13 protein-coding genes are annotated in these 20,382 nt (G+C 73.8%); 11 read left to right on the forward strand and 2 right to left on the reverse strand.

Features of this window, described 5'->3' with window-relative positions:
- Window positions 1–206: 206 nt before the first annotated feature.
- From KM933_RS08810 to KM933_RS08835, 6 genes are all read left to right on the forward strand, one after another.
- Window positions 207–998: a hypothetical protein gene (locus KM933_RS08810; RefSeq protein WP_221349917.1), complete on the forward strand. Its 792-nt coding sequence runs from the start codon at window positions 207–209 to the stop codon at window positions 996–998.
- Window positions 999–1,306: 308 nt separating this feature from the next.
- A complete protein-coding gene (locus KM933_RS08815) occupies window positions 1,307–2,857 on the forward strand; it encodes a flavin monoamine oxidase family protein (RefSeq protein ID WP_221349919.1) in 1,551 nt (516 codons plus the stop codon).
- A gap of 2 nt (window positions 2,858–2,859) precedes the next feature.
- A complete protein-coding gene (locus tag KM933_RS08820) occupies window positions 2,860–6,198 on the forward strand; it encodes a ferritin-like domain-containing protein (protein WP_221349922.1) in 3,339 nt (1,112 codons plus the stop codon).
- Window positions 6,195–7,499 carry a cytochrome P450 gene (locus KM933_RS08825; RefSeq protein ID WP_221349924.1) on the forward strand — a complete coding sequence of 435 codons (1,305 nt, stop codon included), beginning with the start codon at window positions 6,195–6,197 and terminating at the stop codon, window positions 7,497–7,499. Before KM933_RS08820 ends, KM933_RS08825 begins: the two co-directional genes overlap by 4 nt.
- Entirely contained in the window at window positions 7,496–8,278 is a 783-nt protein-coding gene (locus tag KM933_RS08830; RefSeq protein ID WP_221349926.1) for a VOC family protein, read from the forward strand. Before KM933_RS08825 ends, KM933_RS08830 begins: the two co-directional genes overlap by 4 nt.
- A complete protein-coding gene (locus tag KM933_RS08835; RefSeq protein WP_221349928.1) occupies window positions 8,278–9,462 on the forward strand; it encodes an FAD-dependent oxidoreductase in 1,185 nt (394 codons plus the stop codon). Before KM933_RS08830 ends, KM933_RS08835 begins: the two co-directional genes overlap by 1 nt.
- A gap of 98 nt (window positions 9,463–9,560) precedes the next feature.
- Here KM933_RS08835 and KM933_RS08840 read toward each other — a convergent pair whose 3' ends face one another.
- Both KM933_RS08840 and KM933_RS08845 read right to left on the reverse strand, forming a co-directional pair.
- Window positions 9,561–10,322 carry a class I SAM-dependent methyltransferase gene (locus KM933_RS08840; RefSeq protein ID WP_221349930.1) on the reverse strand — a complete coding sequence of 254 codons (762 nt, stop codon included), beginning with the start codon at window positions 10,320–10,322 and terminating at the stop codon, window positions 9,561–9,563.
- Window positions 10,291–11,355: a methyltransferase gene (locus KM933_RS08845; RefSeq protein ID WP_221349931.1), complete on the reverse strand. Its 1,065-nt coding sequence runs from the start codon at window positions 11,353–11,355 to the stop codon at window positions 10,291–10,293. Before KM933_RS08845 ends, KM933_RS08840 begins: the two co-directional genes overlap by 32 nt.
- Window positions 11,356–11,748: 393 nt before the next feature.
- Here KM933_RS08845 and KM933_RS08850 point away from each other — a divergent pair, with 393 nt between their 5' ends.
- The 5 genes from KM933_RS08850 (at window position 11,749) to KM933_RS08870 (ending at window position 20,095) form a co-directional block, all read left to right on the forward strand.
- The gene (locus KM933_RS08850) at window positions 11,749–12,978 is read left to right on the forward strand and encodes a cytochrome P450 (protein ID WP_221349933.1); all 1,230 of its coding nucleotides are present in this window, start codon (window positions 11,749–11,751) and stop codon (window positions 12,976–12,978) included.
- Between the two features lie 620 nt (window positions 12,979–13,598).
- Window positions 13,599–14,270 carry a response regulator transcription factor gene (locus KM933_RS08855; protein ID WP_221349935.1) on the forward strand — a complete coding sequence of 224 codons (672 nt, stop codon included), beginning with the start codon at window positions 13,599–13,601 and terminating at the stop codon, window positions 14,268–14,270.
- Window positions 14,271–14,350: 80 nt separating this feature from the next.
- On the forward strand, window positions 14,351–16,288 hold the full coding sequence (locus tag KM933_RS08860) for an AfsR/SARP family transcriptional regulator (RefSeq protein WP_221349938.1): 1,938 nt from the start codon (window positions 14,351–14,353) through the stop codon (window positions 16,286–16,288).
- A 181-nt stretch (window positions 16,289–16,469) separates the two neighbouring features.
- Window positions 16,470–19,049, forward strand: coding sequence for a molybdopterin-dependent oxidoreductase (locus KM933_RS08865; protein WP_221349940.1), 2,580 nt, complete (start codon window positions 16,470–16,472; stop codon window positions 19,047–19,049).
- Window positions 19,046–20,095, forward strand: a complete 1,050-nt coding sequence (locus tag KM933_RS08870) for an FAD binding domain-containing protein (protein WP_221349942.1) — start codon at window positions 19,046–19,048, stop codon at window positions 20,093–20,095. The genes KM933_RS08865 and KM933_RS08870 overlap by 4 nt, the downstream gene beginning before the upstream one ends.
- Window positions 20,096–20,382: the final 287 nt, after the last annotated feature.

Here is a 20,382-nt window from a genome sequence, read left to right on the forward strand (position 1 = left end):
CCCGCCGACCCTCGCGGGGGTCCGGTCCCGCGCGTCCGGCGGGCGCCGTTTCCCCGCACCGCACCGCACCGCGCCGCACCGCACCGCACCGCGCCGCACCGCGCCGCGCCTCGACGGACGAGCGGGCGGGAACGGTCCGGTATCGACCTGGTAGCCCGGACCCTCACGCTCGACAGTGCAGTCGTTCTAGCGCAGAGGATGTTCCGATGCAGAGTGCCTCCGTTCCTTCCTACGACCCGGGTGCGCAGAGGACCCGCCGGCGGATCGCCGAGAACCTGACGGCCCTCGGGGAGCTGTACGGCGAACTGACCCACTCGCTCACGCCGTCCCCTCCCTCGGGCGGGACGGTCGAGCGGGCACGGGCGCGGGGGCACGGCACTCCCGGCATCCCGCTCAGCACCTCCGCCCTGGACGTCCGGGACGAGATACGCGGGATCCTGGCGAGCTGGGCGGGGGTGGTCCGGACGGAGCGGAGGATCCAGGCACCGGCCCGGAACACCGTCGCTCTCCTGGCCTTCCTCACCCACCACGCGGGCTGGCTGGCCCGCCACGAGTCGGCGGAGGACGTCGTGGCCGAGACCGACGAACTCGTGAAGGCGGCGTGGGCGGTGCTGTCCGGCCGCGCGGGCGGGCCCACGGTGATGGGCCCGTGCGTACGGACCGGCTGTCCGGGGACGCTGGTCGCGGACGTCGGTTCCGCCGTGCCGTCCGGCCATGCCGCCCTCACCTGCTCCGCCGACCGCAGCCACACCTGGTCGCCCGCCTCGTGGCACGCCCGGCGCGCGGCCCCCGCGGGTCCCGGCCGCGGCGACACCGGACTGACCGTGCAGGACATCTGCGCCGGCTGGGGCCTGGCCTCCGGGACCGTCTACTGGCTGGCCCACACCCACCGGTGGCGGCGCCTCAGGAGCGGTCGCCGGACCTACTACCACCGCGGCGACGTGCTGGCCACGATGGACGCGCGCGACGCCGCCGAGTGCGCCGCCCACGGCGCGTAGGGTTCACCGACCGCCCCGCCGCCCGGCGTCCCGTCGCCACGCGCCGCGGCGCGTGGGCGTACCGCCTCCGTCGCGAGCCCGTATCCAGGCGGTCTGGAGAACACCGGCACACGGCCACAGCCGGGCTTCAGATCGGTTGGAGGCGGACCCGGCACACTTCTGACTCCCCGGCTGTCCGGAATCCGGAACNACACCGGCACACGGCCACAGCCGGGCTTCAGATCGGTTGGAGGCGGACCCGGCACACTTCTGACTCCCCGGCTGTCCGGAATCCGGAACGACACGTCGACGCAGAGGAGTCGTGGGCCATGGCGAAGCGGTCCCGTGCACCAGGCCCGGACCTTTTCCACCCCTCGTCCGGAGCGGGGGACCGCCCACCGGGAACCACGGCCGCCGCGGCCGGCCCGCCGATCGCCGCCGACGGCGGCGAGAGCAAGAGGATCGCCATCGTCGGGGCCGGCATCGCCGGTCTGGTCGCGGCGCACGAACTGGAAGGGCTGGGGCACCAGGTCGAGATCTTCGAGGCCGCGGCCCGCATCGGCGGCCGGGTGCACACCCACCGTTTCGGCACCGGCACCGACGCGCCCTTCGTGGAACTCGGCGCCATGCGCATCCCGGCCCACCACACCCTCGCGATGCGCTACATCACCCGGCTCGGTCTCGCCGACCGCAAGCGGCCGTTCAAGACGCTCCTGGCCGAGGCCGACACGTACCTCAGGGTCGGTGCCGGATACACCCGGGTCCGTGACGCGGCCGAGGCGCTGGTCGGCCACTACTTCCGCGACCCGGTCCACTCCGGCTACCGCCGGGAGACGCTGCTGTTCGCCGCGTGGCTCACCACCGTGATCGACGCGATCGCGCCCTCCGACCTGCGCAGGAGCATCCGCGCGGACCTGGACGCCTGCCTGCTGGGCCTGCTGGAGCGGACCGGTGTGCACGCCTACCTCTCCGCCGACCGGAAGGCGGACCTGCACGCGTTCTTCCAGGCCCACCCGGAGGTCAGGTCCGCCTGCAGCGGGGCCCTGCGTTCCTTCCTGGGGGACATCCTCACCGAGACCAGCTCGGAACTGGTCCAGCTGAGCGGGGGGATGGGACAGCTCGTCGACCGGCTCGCCGCCACACTCGACGGGCTGATCCGCCGCCGGCACGAGGTGGTCGGCCTGAACGCCCGCGAGCACGACGTCCTCATGACCGTGCGCCGCCAGGGACGCGTCCGTACCGAGCGCCGGGACTACGTGCTGTGCACCATGCCCTTCTCCGTCCTGCGCCGCATCCACCTGCAGGGCATCGACAGCGACAAGCTCGCCGCGATCCGCGGAACGGTGTACTGCCCGGCCACCAAGGTGGCGTTCCTGTGCAGGGAACCGTTCTGGTCGCACGAGGGCATCACCGGCGGGGCGTCGTTCAGCGCCGGCCTGGTCCGGCAGACCTACTACCCGGCCGTGGAGGGCGATCCGCGGCGGGGGGCCGCGCTGCTGGCGAGTTACACGATCGGCGACGACGCGGACCGGCTCGCCGGCATGACCGCCGCCGTCCGGCACGAGACCGTCCGGCGGGAGCTGGGGAGGATGCACCCCGAACTGCTGGAGCCCGGCATGGTGCTGGACGCGGTCAGCCTGCCGTGGGGCCGGCACCGGTGGAGCGCGGGCGGCTGCGCGATCCGCTGGGACGGCGACGCCTCGACGAGCGAGCTGCAGCGGATGCGCGCCGCCCGGCCGCAGAACCGCCTCTTCTTCGCCGGGGAGCACTGCTCCTCGAAACCGGCCTGGATCGACGGCGCCATCGAGTCCGCGCTCACCGCCGTCGGGCAGATAGCGCAGCACCGGTCCGGCACCCGGACCGCGGTGGGGGCGGGGTGACCATGAGCGTCTTCGACCTGCCCCGGCTCCACTTCGGCGGCCACGCGGTCACCAGGCTCCCCACCGGGCTCCGCAACGGCCTGGTCGACCTGTCCGCCCACTCGGTGCTCACCGACGACGGGCCGTTCCCCGCGGAGCGCCCCGCGCAGGAGTACCACGACTACCTCGACGCCCGGGGGCCGCGCTTCGACGCCTCGGGACGCATGACGCCGGACGGGCCCTTCAGCGCCTCGAAGGGCTGGAACTTCCGCGGCAACGGCCACTTCTGGATCGACGCCACGATCGTGAGCGCGGAGGGCGCCGACGGCCCCGACCGCCGGGATCCGGTCGTCGGACGCAGCGTGGACATGTGGGGCCACCACAACGAGTACCTCGCCACGACGTTCAACCGCGCCAGGGTCTTCGACTGCGACCCCGCCTCCGACTGGGCCACCACGCTCATGGTCGGCCAGTTCTGCTTCGGCCGGCGCGGACGGTCCCACGAGGTCGGCTACATGCTCGTCGGCGACGTCACCGGCACACAGCCGCCGCGGTGGCACAACTTCCGGCACCTCGTGGAGGCGGGCGACCACTGCCTCGCCGCCGAGTTCCGCCGCTCGACCGTGCACCAGCTGGTCGTGCGCAAGGACACCGGCCTGGAATGGCTCCCGGAGACACAGGCATCACCCGTGGTGACGGCGTTGCGGGCGGCGGTGGACCGTGACGACGTGGCCGGGCTGGTGGTCCAGTTCGCCCTGCGCAACATGTCCGCGCCGACGGCACCGGACGAACCGAACTCCTGGAGCGTGCACGGCACGATCGCGCCCTGGTACGAGCACGAGTTCGCCACCTATCCCGCCGGACGGCTGCTGTCCCCGCGGCGCGCCGGCCGGCGCGGAAGCGACGTGCTGCTGCACAACCTGGGCGTGGCGGGCACGGCGCACGGCGTGGTCCTGAACATGACCACCGCCGTACCGGTCCGCCACCGGGCCCCGACGGCCGGTCCCGGACCGCTCCACGCCCTGGGCCCGGTGGCGGACCTGGGCGATCTGGAACTGCGCACCGTGCGCGGCGGACACCTGCTGGCGCGGATCCCCGCGGCGGCGTACACCGCCGAGGAACTCGCGCTGACCAGCGGCATCGTGACGGTTCCCTGGGCGGGACCGGACGCGGCCCCGCGGTACGCCGCCGCGGAGCAGGCACTGTGCCTGACCGGGACCACGGCCGACGGCGAGCGGGCCGTCCTGCTCGTGGAGGAGGAGGTCAACGTCCAGGCCGACGACGCCTGCCTGGTCCTGGACCACCCCGACCGGCGCAACGGCGACGACCACGCACGCGAGATCGAGGTCAGGTCCTTCGTCAGGGGCGTGCCGGCACCGGTCGACGCGATCCGCGTACGGCAGTTCTTCAACCCGCGGGCGCTCCCGCTGGACGCGGTCGCGGCGGACCCCCGGGCGAAGTGCGGGGACCTGGAGGTCTGCGGCCTGCGCGCGGGACCGCTCGCCGATCCCGGACCGTACGCGGCCGAGTGCGTCATCGCCACCGACGGCACGGGCCGGGGCCGGTTCACCGTGCGCGGCGCACGGGCCGGGGGCGCGAGGATCCTCCTGTCGGCCGGTCCCGGGGACGAGCCGTGCGACCTCCTCGCGCCGGGCTCCGCCCGCAGGGCCTACGACAACGACGACGCACTGGGCCACTGGGCCGCGGCGGGCTCCCTCGTCGTGCGGGTCCTGCCCGACGACTGGCACCTGGACGACGTGGAGGACGTCACCTTCGACCTCGTGTACCGCGAGGTGTTCGCCTTCTACGAACTGTGCACCTCGTTCATGCGGCAGGACGTCTTCAGCCTCGCGGACGAGTGCAAGGTCGAGACGTACGCCCGGCTCGTCTGGCAGATGTGCGACCCGCGGAACAAGGCGAAGACGTACTACATGCCGTCCACCCGGGACCTGTCGGAGCCCAAGGCCCGCCTGCTCCGGAAGTACCTGCGCGGCCTGCAGCGCCCCGGCCCCGTCATGTCACCGGCGGTCCCGGGCGCGGCACCGCGGCACCGCCCCGGCGGGATCACGGACCGCACCGGCCTGTGCGCGGCGCTCCGGCAGGCCGCGACCGCCGAGTTCGCGGTGATGATGCAGTACATCTACGCGGCCTACTCGATCCCGACCCACCGCACGGGCCAGGAGTACGTACGGCGGGGACTGTGGACGCCCGACCAGCTGGCGCTGCTGTGCGGTGACGGCACCGAGACGCTCGACCACGGGCTCAGGGGAACACTCCTGACGGTGGCGAAGGAGGAGATGATCCACTTCATCGCCGTCAACAACATCATCCTGGCCCTCGGCGAGCCCTTCCACGTCCCGGCCACGGACTTCGCCCGGATCAACCGTGAACTGCCGATCCCCCTGGAGTTCGCGCTGGAGGGCTTCGGCGTCGGCTCCCTGCAGAGGTTCATCGCCGTCGAGCAGCCCGAGCACCTCACCGCCGACCTCCCGTCCGACCCCTGCGGCGGGCCCGCGGCACCGCACCGGGCGCGGGGCTACGCGTCGCTGGGCGAGCTCTACGGGGACCTGCGCCAGGCCGTCGGGTCCCTGCCGGACCTGTTCCTGGTCGAAAGGGGGCGGGGCGGCCCGGAGCACCACCTCTTCATGCGCGAGTCGGTCAACGCGGTCCACCCCGACTACCAGCTCCAGGTCGACGACGTGGCCAGCGCCCTCTTCGCGATCGACTTCGTCACCGAGCAGGGGGAGGGACATGTCCTGCCGCCGGCGGGCAAGCCGTCCGGCCCCTCGCACCACGAGACGTTCCTGCGGGCCCACAACGCCCTGAGCGAGGAGCAGGTCAGGTGCGCCAGGACCGGGCGGACGCTGTGGGACCCCGCCTATCCGGTGATGCGCAACCCCACCCTGTCCCGGGACGCCGACGCGACGAAGGACCTGGTCACCGACCCCGAGGCCAGGGAGGTGATGGAGCTGTTCAACCACTCGTTCTTCATGATGGTGCAGCTCATGGTCCAGCACTACGGCTGGACCCCGGACGCCAGTCTGCGGCGTTCCGTCCTCATGAACGCGTCCATCGACGTCATGACGGGAATGCTGCGGCCGCTCGGCGAGCTGCTCGTGACCATGCCGTCGGGACGGCGCGGCAGGACCGCAGGACCCTCCTTCGAACTGGGGGACCCGCCCGGTTACGTGGCACGGCCGGACGTGGCGTTCCGGGCGATGGCACTGCGCTTCGAGCACCTGGCCAGGCGTGCGGCCAAGTGCGCCCGCGTGCCGGAGAGCGTGCCGGCGCTGATGACGTTCTACGCCGACCGCTTCCGGCGCGAGGACGTGCTCCCCGGCGGAGCGGGAGGCCGGCCGTGACACGGGACCCCCTGCCGGACTTCGCGCCGTCGGCCCTGCGGGACATCGCCGACCCCTATCCCGACTACCGCCGGTACCGGGAGGGCGACCCGGTGCACCGGGTCGCCGCGTCCGGCGCCGGCGGGACCGGCACCTGGTACGTCTTCCGCCACGACGACGTCTCCCGGGTGCTCAGGGGCCGGGACTTCGGACACGACGCGCGCCGCGCCGCCGAGGAGGGGAACCGGCCGGTCGTGCCCGCCCGGCACGGCGTCCTGCGCTCGATGGTCGAGGACTGGCTGGTCTTCATGGACCCGCCGCGCCACACCCGGGTGCGGGCAGTGCTCGCCGGTGCCTTCTCCGGCGACGCCGTGGCCGGTCTGCGGACCCGCGTGGACGAGATCACCACGGACCTCCTCGGCGGTCTCGCCCACCGGTCGTCCGTCGACCTCGTCGACGCCTTCGCGGCCCCCCTGCCCGTCCTGGTCGTCTCCCACGTACTGGGCGTCGACGAGCGGCACCACACCTGGCTGCGCGAGTGCGCGACGGCCGTCCAGGAGGCCAGCACGTCGCGCGGCGGACGGGCGCCCGGCGCCTACGCCGCGGCCGAGTCGGCCGCGGCGGAGCTGTGCGCCTTCTTCCGCCGCGAGCTGGCCCTGCGCCGCACCGGGCCGCGGGACGACCTGCTGACCGTGCTGGGACGGGCCTGCGGGGCGGACGGCCCGCTGACCGAGGACGAGGCGGTCGCCAGCTGCGTCCACCTCCTGACGGCGGGTCATGAGACGACGACCAACCTGATCTCCAAGGCGGCGCTGGCCCTGCTCGCGCACCCGTCCGTACTCGCCGACCTGGCCGCCCACCCCGGACAGATGCCGTACGCGGTGAACGAGTTCATCCGTTACGACGCCCCGGTCCAGATGGCCTCACGCTGGGTGTACCGGGAGGTGGTGCTCGGCGGGCACCGCATACGGCCCGGTGACAAGGTCCTCCTGGTGCTGGGGTCGGCCAACCGGGACCCCCGCCACTGCCCGGACCCGGACACGCTCGACATCCGGCGGCCCGCCGCACGCCACCTCGGGTTCGGCCTGGGCCGGCACTACTGCCTCGGCGCCGGCCTGGCGACCCTGGAGGCGGAGATCGCCCTCGGTGCCCTGATCGGGGTGCTGCCACGGTTCCGACTCGCCGGCGCGGGCGTCACGTACGCCCGCGATCTGGTCTTCCACGGCCCGTCCCGGCTGGTCGTCGAGGCCCGGCCCTTCCAGCGTTCCTGGGCCCGGACCACCAGGGAACCACCAGACCGCGCTGGAACCATGGATCCATGACGGAAACGAGAACCGAGTACGCGTCAGGTGTCTTCTGCTGGGTGGACCTCTCCAACCCCGATCTCGACGGAGTCGTACGGTTCTACGGGGAACTGTTCGGCTGGGACGCCCGGACCCTCCCCGGCAGCGACCGGTACACGATGTTCACGCGCGACGGCAAGCCGGTCGCCGGCGTCCTGCCCCGGGAGCTGGAGGGCCGGCCCCCGGCGTGGAACACCTACATAGCGGTGGCCGACGCGGAGGTCGCGGCGAAGGCCGTCGAGTCCGCGGGCGGACGGGTCCACCGCCCGCCCGCCGCCGAACGCGACCACGGCGTCGTCGCGGTGTGCTCCGATCCCGAGGGCGCGGTGTTCTTCCTCTGGCAGTCCCTCGGCTTCGCCGGTGCCTCCCTGGTCAACGAGGTCGGCAGCTGGTGCTGGAACGAACTGCTCAGCCGCGACCCCGAACGCGCCAGGGAGTTCTACCCGCAGGTGTTCGGCTGGCACCACGAGACCGAGGTCTACGACGGGCTGGCCTGCACGAAGTGGTCGTCCCACGGCCGGCTCATCGGCAGCATGGTGCCCCTGGAGGGACAGCCGGACACCCCGCCGCACTGGATGGTGTACTTCACCGTGGCCGACCTCGACGACGCCACCGCCAGGGCCACCGCACTCGGCGGCGCCCGGGTCGCCGGGCCGATGGACGTCGGCACCGGCCTCGTCGTCCTGCTGCGGGACCCCTACGGCACGGTGTTCGCCGTGATCAGGATGGCGGACCAGCCGGACACGGCTGCCGGCTGATGCACGCGGTGGTGTGCGGCGCGGGCATCGCGGGGCTGACCGCGGCCTGGTGGCTGGACCGGCTCGGCTGGCGGGTGCTCGTCGTGGAACGGGCACCCGCCCTGCGTGACGGCGGGTACGTCATCGACTTCTTCGGCTCGGGCTACGACGTGGCCGAGGAGATGGGAGTGCTGGACGAACTGCGCGGGGTCCACCAGGAGGTGCTCGGGATCGGCTACATGGACGCCGCAGGGCGCCGCCGCGCCGGCATCGTGTACGACACCTTCACCCAGGCCGTCGCCGGACGGGTGGTCAGGGTGCTCCGCGAGGACCTGGTGCACGCCCTGCACGACGCGCTGCCGGACACGGTCACCGTCCGCTTCGGCCGTACCGTCGACCGGGTGACGCACCACGCCGACGGCGTGGTGGTCCGCCTGGACGACGGCACGGAGTGCGAGTCGGACCTGCTCGTCGGCGCCGACGGGGTGTACTCCCGGGTGCGGGCGCTCGCCTTCGGGCCCCGCGACCACTATGTGCGTCCCCTGGGCCTGCGGGTCGCCTCGTTCGTGCTCCGCGACGACGTCGTACGGGACGCTCTCGACGGCGAGTTCCGGATGCTGGCGCTTCCCGACCGGCACGCCGGCGGCTATCCGCTGGTGGACGGCCGGGTGGCCGCGGTGTTCATGCACCGGGCCCCCGACGGGAAGACCGCCGGCGGACTGCCGCGCGACCCCAGGGCGACGCTCTCGGCGGCGTTCGCGGACCAGGGCTGGGTCGTGCCGCGCCTGCTCGACGCCTGCCCGCCGGACGCCTACTACGACTACATCGCGCAGACGCTCCTGCCGACCTGGCGGGCGGGCCGGGTGGTGCTGCTCGGCGACGCCTGCCAGGCGGTGTCACTGCTGGCCGGACAGGGGGCCTCGCTCGCCATGACCGGTGCCCGGCAGCTGGCGCGGCACCTCGCCGAACACCCCGTGCCCGAGGCGCTGAAGGCATACGAGGAAGGGCTGCTGCCCAGGATCACGGCCATGCAGCGCTCCGCCCGGCGCAGCACCGCCTGGTTCGTGCCCGGCAGCCGGCTGGCACTGACGCTGCGGCACAACGCCCTGCGGCTGGCGGCGATGCCGGGAGCCGCGGCACTGCTGCGCACCGCGGTCGCACCGACGCCGCACGCCGGAGTGCGTACGCCGACGCCCACGCGCTGACGGACCGCCACCCACCATGTGCTGACGGCCCGTCACCCAATAGGTGACGGGCCGTCAGTGGATGGTGGGTGGCCAGCCGGGGGGTGGCTGACTGTCCATCAGGTCGTGGGTGGAGACGGTGCTCGCCAGGACATGGCGCAGTTGTCGGGGTACGGGCCGTCGGTGAGGTCGCAGCCGGGGAAGATCTCCGCACAGGCCCGGTGGAAGTCGTCGCGGGTGGGCGGCGGGGCGGCGGCGACCGTCTCCAGCCAGCGGGGGTCGAGCCAGAAGCGCAGCAGGTCGGCGGTGGCGTGCGGATCGCCGGTCGTCCCGTACAGGTAGCGCGCGGAGCTGAAGGCGCGGTCGACGTGCCAGTCGGGCGAATCCCACTCACCGGTGTCGACGGCGGTGTAGACGACGGCCACGCCGCCCGGGGCGACCAGGGACCGGATGTGGCGCAGGGCGGTCTCGAAAGGGGCCGCCATGTGGAAACCGTAGACCGAGAGCACGGCGTCGAAGAGGCCGTCGCGCTCGGCCGTGACGTCCAGGTTGCCGCGCGCCTCGTAGCTGATGTGGGGCCGGGCGCGGTCCTTGCGGGCACGCTCGATGATGCGGGCCGAGATGTCCACGGCGAGGACGCTCCGGTAGTGCTCGGACAGCAGGACGCTGTGCCGGCCCGAACCGCAGTTGAGGTCGAGGGCGCGGTCACCGCCGGGCAGCTGGGCCGGCAGCCACTTGTCCAGGGCGCTCTCGGAGCCGCCCCATGCCTCGACGAACCGCTCGTACGGCTCGTCCATGGCGGCCCAGAACTCGTCCGCGGTCTGTGTGTCCCAGATCGATGTGTGCTGCTCAGCGGGTGTGTTCGCGGCGGGTGTGTTCATGGGCAGGGGACTCCTTCGGCACGGCTTCGACGATGTCCACGGCGGGCAGCCGGACGACGCGGCTGAGGCGCAGGCCGGCCCGGTCGAGGAGCCGGGCGTGTTCGGCCTCGGTACGGACCCGGCCGCCCGGCAGCGCCATCATCTGCAGGTCCAGGAGGGTGCCGAAGGAGGGCTCGTCGGCCGGGCCGACGACCGTCTCCAGCACCAGGATCCGGCCGGTGGGCGACAGCGCGTCGCGGCAGTTGCGCAGGATCCTGACGGCGTCCTCGTCCGGCCAGTTGTGGACGGTGTGCTTGACGGTGATCAGGTCCGCGCCCACGGGCACCTTGTCGAAGAAGTCACCGGCGACGAACCGGCAGTTCGGCAGCGGTCCCCCGGCGCCCTGCCGGGCCTGTTCGACCGCGATCTCCTGATCGAACAGGATTCCGGCCAGGTGCGGGTGCCGGGTGAGGATCGCGGACAGCAGGGAGCCGTTGCCGCCGCCGACGTCGAGCACGACGTGGACGTCGGAGAAGTCGTAGGCCGCGGCCACCGCGTGGCCCTGCTCCCGGGTCAGCTCGCGCATGGCCTGGTTGAAGCGCGCGGACTCCCGCGGACGGTCGCGGTAGTAGTCGAAGACCGACTGCCCGAAGCGGTGTTCGAACGCGGTCCCCCCGGTGCGGACGTTGTGCAGGAACGAACCCCATGCCTGGTACTGCTCCTCGCCGGTCACCAGCAGCGTCGAGCGGACCGTGTCGGGGGAGTCGCTGCGCAGCGGTGTGCCGCGGTCGGTCAGGGTGAAGTGCTGCCGGGAGTGTTCCCGCACCAGGCCCAGACCCGCGAGCGCACGCAGCACCCGGTACAGGGGATCCTCGGCGGCACCCGCCTCGGCGGCCAGTTCCCCGACCGGCCGCGGTGTGTCCCGGTCGAGCAGATCGGCGACGCCGAGTTCCGCCACGACGTACAGGGCCTGAGTGATCCAGAACCCGACGCTCATCCGGATGATCGCGGCTTCGGCGGACAGGCCGTCCGCGGCGGGACCGGTCGGTGGCATGCGATCTCCTGGGTGATCGACGCGGTGTGACGGGGGAGCCCGGTGCCGGGCCGGTCGCGGCCTTCCGCCCCCGCTCGGCTGGGCAGCACACTAGGCCGCGTGGCAGGGCCCGACAACGCATCCCGGACGGGGGGAAACGGAGCGGGCCGAAAGGTGTAGCCGGGTACATCCGGCGGCCCGCGCCGGACGGTTCCCCCCGGCCCGGGCCGCCGGGGCTGGACGTCGCCTGGAGACCGGCCGTAGGCGGCCTGCAGGACCCTCCGGCCACGGTTCCCGTGCGCCTCCCGGCAACTAGAGTCCCGGCGTGGCGGACCGGCGTGTGCCCTGTGCCGCCCCATCGTGCCGCCCCATCAGGACGGCCGGCGCCGGCCGATGAATCGGAAGGAACAGGTCATGTCGGAGCAGACGCCCGATCCGCTCTTCCCGTTCGACACGCCTCCCTCGCAGGAGACCGACCCGGTGCTGGCACGGCTGCGCGCCGAGGATCCCGTGCCGCGTGTACGCCTGGCGACGGGCCGCGGGGCCCGGCTCGCCACCAGGTACGACGACGTGCGGCAGGTGCTGTCCGATCCCCGGCTGAGCCGGGCGGCCAACGACATCCCGAGGCCGCCGGTACCGGTGCCGGTCAGCATGCAGGACACGGAGTCGATCTCGAACCTGGACGCACCGGAACACACCCGGATCCGCCGGCTGATCGCCAAGGCGTTCCCGCCCGAACGCACCGACCGGCTGTCCTCGCGGGTGGCGGCCACGGTGGACGGGCTGCTCGACGGGATGGCGGAGCAGGGGCCGCCCGCGGACCTCGTCACGATGCTGGCCGATCCGCTGTCGGCGGCCGTGATGTGCGAACTGTTCGGGGTCCCCGGGGAGCGGCGTGAGCAGCTGCGTACCTGGCTGGACACGGCCACGGGTGTCACCGGGGCGCCCCTGGAGGAGATCTCCGTCGCCATGCAGCACGCGAGCGACTGCCTGGTGGAACTCGCCGAGGAGAAGCGGCGTCGTCCGCAGGACGACCTGCTGACCGCGCTGGTGGAGGCGGCCGACGAGGACGGGGACCGGCTCAGCCCGCGAGAACTGATCATGCTCGTGTTCATCATGTTCGTCGGCGGGAACCACACCACGTCGGTGCAGTTGACCCGGTCGGTCCTGACGCTGTTCCGGCACCCGGACCAGTTGCGCTTGCTGGTCGACAAGCCCGAACTGGTGCCGAACGCGGTCGAGGAGCTGATGCGGTTCACCCCGATCGGGCCCGGTGCGTTCGCGCGGACCGCGCTGGAGGACGTCGAACTGTCCGGGGTGGTGGTCCCCGCCGGGACGACGGTCCTGCCGGTGACCGCCTCGGCCAACCGCGACCCGGCCGTCTTCGCGGATCCGGACCGGCTCGACCTGACACGGGCCAACGCGAAGGAGCACATGCAGCTCGGGGCCGGACCGCACGTCTGCCCCGGCGCGGACCTGGCCCGCACGGAGCTGCGGGCCGCGCTGGGCGGGCTGCTGGCCCGGTTCCCCACGCTGCGGCCGGCCGTGCCCGAGACCGAACTGGAGTGGGAGGTGGAGCGGCAGGGGGAGTGGGACCTGGACCACATCATCGTCATGCCGCGCGCCCTGCCGGTGACCTGGTAGCACCGGCCACGACCCGGCCACGACCCGGCCGGGACCCACCCGGACGACCACGGGACGGCTCCCACCGGGCCTCCCACCGGGCCGACCCCGGCCCGCCCGCCGGCACAACCGCCACCGCCGAGGCCGCCCGGACCGCACCGGGCGGCCTCGGCGGTGGCGCACCACACCCGCGTCGGGCCGCCGGACGACCGTCTCCGGTACGGCCGGGAGCAACCCGGCCGTACCGGAGACGGGGCGCGGGCCGCCCACGCGTGCCCGGACCCTCATGCCGACAGGAAGTCGGAACCGCTTACCGAAGGATGCCCGACAGGCCCCGTTCACCGCCGGTGAGCCGGCCCCCGCCGTACGGGTGCGGCGAGTGCGACGGGTGCGACGCGTGTGCCGTGGACACCGGCCGGCACTGGCGGACGGTGCGAGTCTCTGCTGAGGTGAACCCGAGGGGGTCCCGTTCCCCGTAGGGCGGCTGTGCGGACCGCGCGGGCCGCTTCCCGTGCGAAAGGCCCGGGAAGGCCCGGAAGGCGTCCACGGCAGCGGCCCGCAGAACCGCGGACCCCCTCGGCTCCTCGCCCACCACGCCCGTTCACCGCGCCGACGACAAGCTTGCCGGAGGGCCCTGCGCAATGAGCGAAGTCGCTGTTCTTCTGCTGGACGATGACAGGCTTTTCCGCGAGGGGATCCGCGAAGTCCTCAACGGGGCCGGCGGTATCCGGATCGTGGGGGAGGCCGACGACGAGGGCGGCGCGGCCCGGCTGGCGCGGGACGGGTGCCCCGACGTCGTCCTCCTCGGACCGGACACCTCCGCCGCGCTGTCGGACCGGGCGATCCGGCAGGTGATGGGGACCTTTCCCGCGGCCCGCCTCGTCGTGTTCGTCGGCGAGGAGGCGTGGACCGTGCGCCGGCTGATGGCGCTGGGGGTGAGCGCCTGTCTCGCGCGGCGCTCCAGCGCCCATGAACTGGCGTCCGTACTGCGTACCGTGGCCTACGACGCCGATCGTGTCGTCCTCTCCGTCCCGCGCGGCACACTGAGGTGGCTCGAAGGCCGTGACGGCCTGCTCTCCCGCCGGGAGTCGGAGCTCCTCGCGCTGGCCGCGGACGGGGCCGGGAACGCCCGGATAGCGGAGAAGCTGTTCCTGTCGGTCGGCACCGTGAAACGGCACTTCAGCAACATCTACGCGAAGCTCCATGTCTCCTCCCGGGCCGAGGCGGTCAACGTCGCCCTGCGCTCCGGGTTGATCACCTGTCGCAGTCGCCCTGTGACGTGGTTCGAGCACGTGCGCGAGTTCCAGGACTGACTGCCCCTCGCCCGGCTCGGCCGGCCCGCGCGGCCACCCCGGTGCGCGGCCGGCCGGCGGAAGGAAGGAACGGCACCGGAATGGATCACAGGACGGACCGACGACAGGCGGTGCCGGAGTCGGTCCCTTTCCCGCCCTACGAACCGAGGAAGTCCACCGGGTCCAACGGGAGGCAGGCCGCGGCCCACGACCTGCACATCTCGGTGCTCGGACCCCTCGAAGCACGACACGGCGGCAGACGGCTCGCGCCCGCGCCGCCGAAGATGCGTGTCGTCCTGGCGCTGCTCGCCATCAACCCCAACCGGGTGGTGCCCGCCGACACCTTCGTCGAGGAGCTCTGGCCGCACGACCCGCCCGTCAGCGCCGCGGACACCCTGTACACCTACCTCTACCAGCTCCGCAAACTGATACGCAGGGGCGGCGCCACCGGTGACGCGGCGGCCGCGATCGCCACGCAGAGCCCGGGCTACATCCTGCGCGTCGACCCGGCGAACGTCGACGCCGAGCAGTACTTCGTGACGGCACGACGCGGCCAGGAGGCACTGGACAACGGTGACGCGGAGACCGCGTCGACCCTGCTGCGCTCGGCGCTCGGCCTGTGGCGGGGCCGGCCCCTGGCCGACGTCTCGACCGGCACCTTCCTGTCCTCCTACACCGCCCGGCTGCAGGAGTCGCGCCTGTCCACGCTGAGCCAGCGCATCGCCGCCGATCTCAGCCTCAAACGGCACGGCGAAGTGGTCGGCGAGCTGCGGGCGCTGACCGTCGAGCACCCGTTCAACGAGCGGTTCAGCGGCCAGCTGATGATCGCCCTGCACGGGCTGGGGCGCCGGGCCGAGGCCCTGGAGGTCTACCGGAACCTGCGTGCGACCCTCATCCGCGAACTGGGCCTCGAACCGTCGTCGGAGACCAGCCGCATCCAGCACGCGATCCTGCGTGCGGACACGGGGACCGAACTCGTCCGCGGTCGGCCCGACATCGCCCTGCTGAGGCCGACGCCCGCCCAACTGCCGCCGGACATAGCAGACTTCACCGCACGGGAGGAGCAGGTCGCCAAGCTCCGCTCACTGGTCTGCGCCGCGCCCTCCCTCGGGCGGACCGCTCCGCGGGTGGCCCTCGTCACGGGCATGCCCGGTGTCGGCAAGACGGTGCTCGCGGTGCACGTGGCGCACCAGGCCCGGGCGCGCTATCCCGACGGCCAGCTCTACGCCGGCCTGCGTACGGACAACGGCGCCGCGGTGCCGGTCGAGGACGTGCTCGCCGGTTTCCTGCGGACGGTGGGACCGCAGGAGGGGCGGCTGCCGGACTCCCTGGACGAGCGCACGCGGCTGTTCCGGACGTGGTGCGCCGACCGCCGGGTGCTGGTCGTGCTCGACGACGCGGTGTCGGAGGCGCAGGTGCAGCCGCTGCTGCCCGCCGGCAGCCGGTGCGCGGTCATCGTGACCAGCCGCCGCCGGCTGCCCGCGCTGGCCGGCACGACCGTCGAGCTGGCCGGACTGCCGCGCTCCAAGGCCGTCGAACTGCTCAGCAGGGTGGCGGACCAGCCCGCCCTGGCGGGCTCCGCGGCGGACGCCATCGCCGGGTTCTGCAGCGGCCTGCCGCTGGCCCTGCGGGCCGCGGGCATACTGCTCGCCGTGCGTTCGGACGGCCGCCCCGAACTGCTCGCCGATCGGCTGGCCGACGAGGAGCACCGGCTGCGCAAGCTCACGGTCGCGCCCGAGCTGGATCTGCGTGCCCGCCTGGCACAGGTCCACCGCGGTCTGCCGCCGGAGGTCCGCCGGGCCTTCCCGGTGCTGGGGCTGCTCGACGCGCACGGGTTCACCCGTGCCCGGGCGGCCAAGTGGATGCGGGTCGACGAGGAGAAGGCCGAGCAGATCCTGGACGAACTGATCGACTGTCACCTGGTGGCCGTCTCGTGGGCGGACGGGCCGGCCGGACCCCGCTACCGGTACCCCGAGCTGGTGCGCCTGTTCGCCCGGGAACTGCTGGAGGGCGGGACGTACCGGGTGAACAGCGGTTGAGCGGGAAAGGGAGGAGAGGGGGGAAGGCGGCGAGGAGGCGGCACGGTCGCGCCGGAGGCCGCCTGGTGAACGGCTCCACATCGTCCGAAAGACCGCCCGACCACGGTTCCGCCCGGTTCACCGCGCGGTTATGGTCGGCTCAGCGTCCGCCGGCCAGGAACCGAATGCGGGGGAGTACGCCATGGATGTGACGGTCAACGGTGTTCCGGCCGAGGTGGCGGCGGACCCGGACGACACGCTGGTGGAACTGCTGCGCGACGGCCTCGGCCTGCCGGGGACGAAACTGGCCTGCGGGTCCGGCGTGTGCGGTGCGTGCACCGTCCTCGTGGACGGGACCCCCGTGGTGAGCTGTCTGACCCCCTGCGCCGCGGTCCGGGGGCGGACGGTCTCGACGGTGGAGGGACTGGCCGGGAACCATCCCGTCCAGCGGGCCTTCGTCGCCCACGACGCCCTGCAGTGCGGTTACTGCACACCGGGCTTCGTGGTGGAGGCGGCGGCCTTCGTGGACCGCTGGCGGGCCGCGCACGGCGATGTCGCGCCGCCGCGTGAGCTGATCGCGGACGCGATGGCCGGCCACCTGTGCCGCTGCGGCGCCTACCAGGGCGTCTACGAGGCGATCGGCGCCGCGTGCCGTGGCGAGCACGACCGCGACGAGGCGGCACCGGCACGGATCGAGGCCATGGCCAAGGCCGACGGCAGCGCCCGCTACGCCACCGACGTGCGGTTCGCGGGCCAGCTGGAAGGAGTGATCGTCCGCTCGGCGCGGGCCCACGCGCGGGTGCGCGTCTCGCACCCGGGCGGTGCCCCGTTCGCCGGTCTCCTGCCGCAGGACGGCATCGTGCGGTACGCCGGGCAGCCGGTCGCCGCGGTCGCCGCCCCGACCCGGGCGGCGGCACTGGCCGAGGCCGCCCGCGTCGAGGTGACGTACCTCCCGCTGCCCCCGGTGCTCGACGCGGAGGACGCACGCGGACCCGGCGCGCCCCTCGTGTACGCCACGCGCGCCGTGAGACGGAGCGCGCCGCGCAGCTCCGACGTCCTGCCCAGCCCCGCGCCGTGGCAGGGCAACGTGCGCGGCCCCACCCGGATGGACTGGCGCGGACGCACCGCCGCCCGCCGTATCGCCGCGGCGCGGGAACGGGGCGACGAGCGCCTGGTGTCGGCGACGTTCACCACCGCCGTACAGGCCCACACCCCGATGGAACCGCACGCCTGCGTCGCCCGCTGGGACGAGCGGGGCGAACTCCACCTGTACGTGTCGACCCAGGCGGTCGGCAAGGTGGCCGGGGACGCGGCGCGCCGGTGGGGGCTGAAGCCGGCGCAGGTCCACGTCACCGCGGAGCACGTCGGCGGAGGTTTCGGCTGCAAGGTCGCGTTCACCAGGGAGATCGTCGCCGCCGTCGAACTGGCCCGGGCCGCCGGCGTACCGGTGCGCGTCGTCCTGAGCCGCGCGGAGGAACTGACCGACGGCGGCAACCGGCCCGGCACCCGTACCGAACTGTCCCTGCTCACGGGCGCCCGCGGAGAGCTCACCGCCCTCAGCGTCGACACGTACGGCGACGGCGGGACGTCCGTCGCGTCCTCCGTGGCCTCGCACGCCCGCTTCGTCTACGGCCGCGCCCCGCGGCGGCTGCGGGACTTCGACGTCGTCACCCACCGGCCCCCGGGCATGCAGTTCCGGGGCCCCGGCGGACCACCGATCTGCTGGGCCCTGGAACAGGCCGTGGACGAGGCGGCACACCGGCTGGGCGAGGACCCCCTGGACGTACGCCGCCGCTGGGACGGCAACCCCAAGCGGCAGGCCCTGTACGACTGGGCCGCGGCGCTCCCGGTGTGGCGCGACCGGCCGCGGACCGGAGCACAGCGCGGCCGCTTCAGGCGCGGGGTCGGCGTCGCCGCGACCAACTGGGTCTACATCCTCGACCGGGGCACCGAGGTGGAACTGACCGTGGAGCGGGGCGTGGTCGTGGCGCGCACCACCGTCCAGGACATGGGAACCGGTATCCGCACCGTGATGGCGCACGTCGTGCGCACCGAACTCGGGTTGCCCGCCGACCGGGTCCGGGTGGACATCGGCAGGTCCGGGACGGTGCACGGCCCGCCGTCGATCGCCAGCCGCACCACGGCGTCCGTCGCCCCCGCGGCCCGGGACGCGGCGATCCGGCTGCGTGCCGCCCTGCGCGCCGGCGCCGGCCGGGACTCCGTCCTGCCGGTGCTCGACGGGGCCGCCGGGACCCGCGTCGTCGGCAGGCGCCGCCGCGACCGCCGCGCCTACCTCACCCCGTTCACCTTCGACGAGTTCCACACGACGCTCGGCCGCGGATTCAGCGGGGCCGTGCACGTCACCGAGGTCGAGGTCGACTGCCGCCTGGGCACCGTCGCGGTCACCCGGGTCTGGGCCGGTATCGCCGCGGGCCACGTCTACGCCCCGCCGCTCGCGCGCAGCCAGTGCCACGGCGGGATCGTCCAGGGCATCGGATTCGCGCTCCACGAGCAGCGCCACACCGACCCGTCGACGGGCGTGGTGCTGACGGACAACCTGGAGGACTACCGGATCCCCGGCATCGGCGACACCCCGCGGATCGAGGTCCACTTCCACCAGGACGGCTGGGACCACGTCAACGGCCACGGCGTCGGGCTGGGCGAGATCGCCACCGTCGGGGTCGCCGCCTCGGTGGGCAACGCCGTGCACAACGCCACCGGATGGCGTCCCCGCGATCTGCCCGTCAGACCGGACCGGCTGCTGGCGGGGATCGGCCGATGACCACGCCGTCCGGTGCCGACGACATCGCCGGCGCCGTCAGCGCCGTCTGCGGAGCCGGCGGCGAACTCCGCGCCGGGGGCACGGACGTCACCGCCCGGCGGCGCGTCGGACGGGCCACGGGCCCCTTCGTCGACCTGCGCGGGGTGGCCGGGCTCAGCGGCATCGTCCGGCGGCCGGACGGGTCCGTCCGCGTCGGTGCCATGACCACCCTCGCCGAGGTCGCCGGGGACCCCGGGCTGCGCCGGTCCCACCCCGCCCTGGCGAGCGCGGCGGCCGCCCTGGCCACACCGCAGATCCGGGCGGCGGCCACCATCGGCGGGAACCTGCTGCAACGCAACCGCTGCTGGTACTACCGCAACGCGCACTTCTCCTGCCACCAGACCGGCGGGGACACCTGCCCCGCCCGCACCGGCCTGAACCTGTACTCGGTGGTCATCGACCGGAGCCCGTGCGTCGCCCCCCACCCGTCCTCGATCGCCACGGCCCTGCTCGCCTACGACGCCGGGGTCACGGCGCACGGCAGCGGCACGCTCACCGTCCACGACCTGTACGGCGACGGCTCCGACCCCTCCCGGGACCACCTGCTGCCCGGCGGCGACGTGCTCCTCGCCGTCGACCTGCCCGCGCCCGCGGCGGCCGACCGCGCCGCCCACCACCGCTCCACCGGCCGGTCCCGCGCCGAATGGCCGCTCGTCGAGGTCGTCGCGCGCCTGGGCGTCACCGGCACGGCGATCACCTCCGCGACCGTGGCCGCCGGCGGTGTCGCCCGCACCCCCGTACGCCTCGCCGCGGTCGAGACCGCACTCGTGGGGCGCACGGCCACACCGGAGGTGCTGGCCACCGCCGCCGGACACGCCGGGGCGGGGTGCACACCGCTGGCCCAGAACGGGTACAAGGTCCCCCTGCTGTGCGCCACGGTCCTGGAGGTGCTCGAACGGGCCCTCGGGGCACCGGTCCGCCCGCGGGGGTCCGGCGCGCCCGCCACCGGGGACCGGGCGGCGGACGCCGGCCCGGAGGCGTACGCCGGGTTCCGGCGGGACGTCTGACAGGACATCCGACACGCAGGTCCGCGGGGACGGCGGCTGCGGCGCCCGCTCAGCCAAACGTCCGGACGGCGGGAGCCGGGAGTTCAACTCCGCGCCACCGTCCGGCTGTGGCGGGTGAGCAGCGTACGGACTGCCCACGTGTCCCGTCCTACGGAGTCCCCATGACCGCGCCAGAACGACACAACCCCCTGCACCGACGCTCGCTGCTGCGCGCCGCGGCCACCCTGCCCGCGGCGGGCGCGGCGGTCGCCGGCCTCGGGACGACGGCGCAGGCCGCCTCCGCCCCC

The organism is Streptomyces beigongshangae, assembly GCF_019710745.1.
In the GTDB taxonomy this organism is placed as follows: Bacteria; Actinomycetota; Actinomycetes; order Streptomycetales; family Streptomycetaceae; genus Streptomyces; species Streptomyces beigongshangae.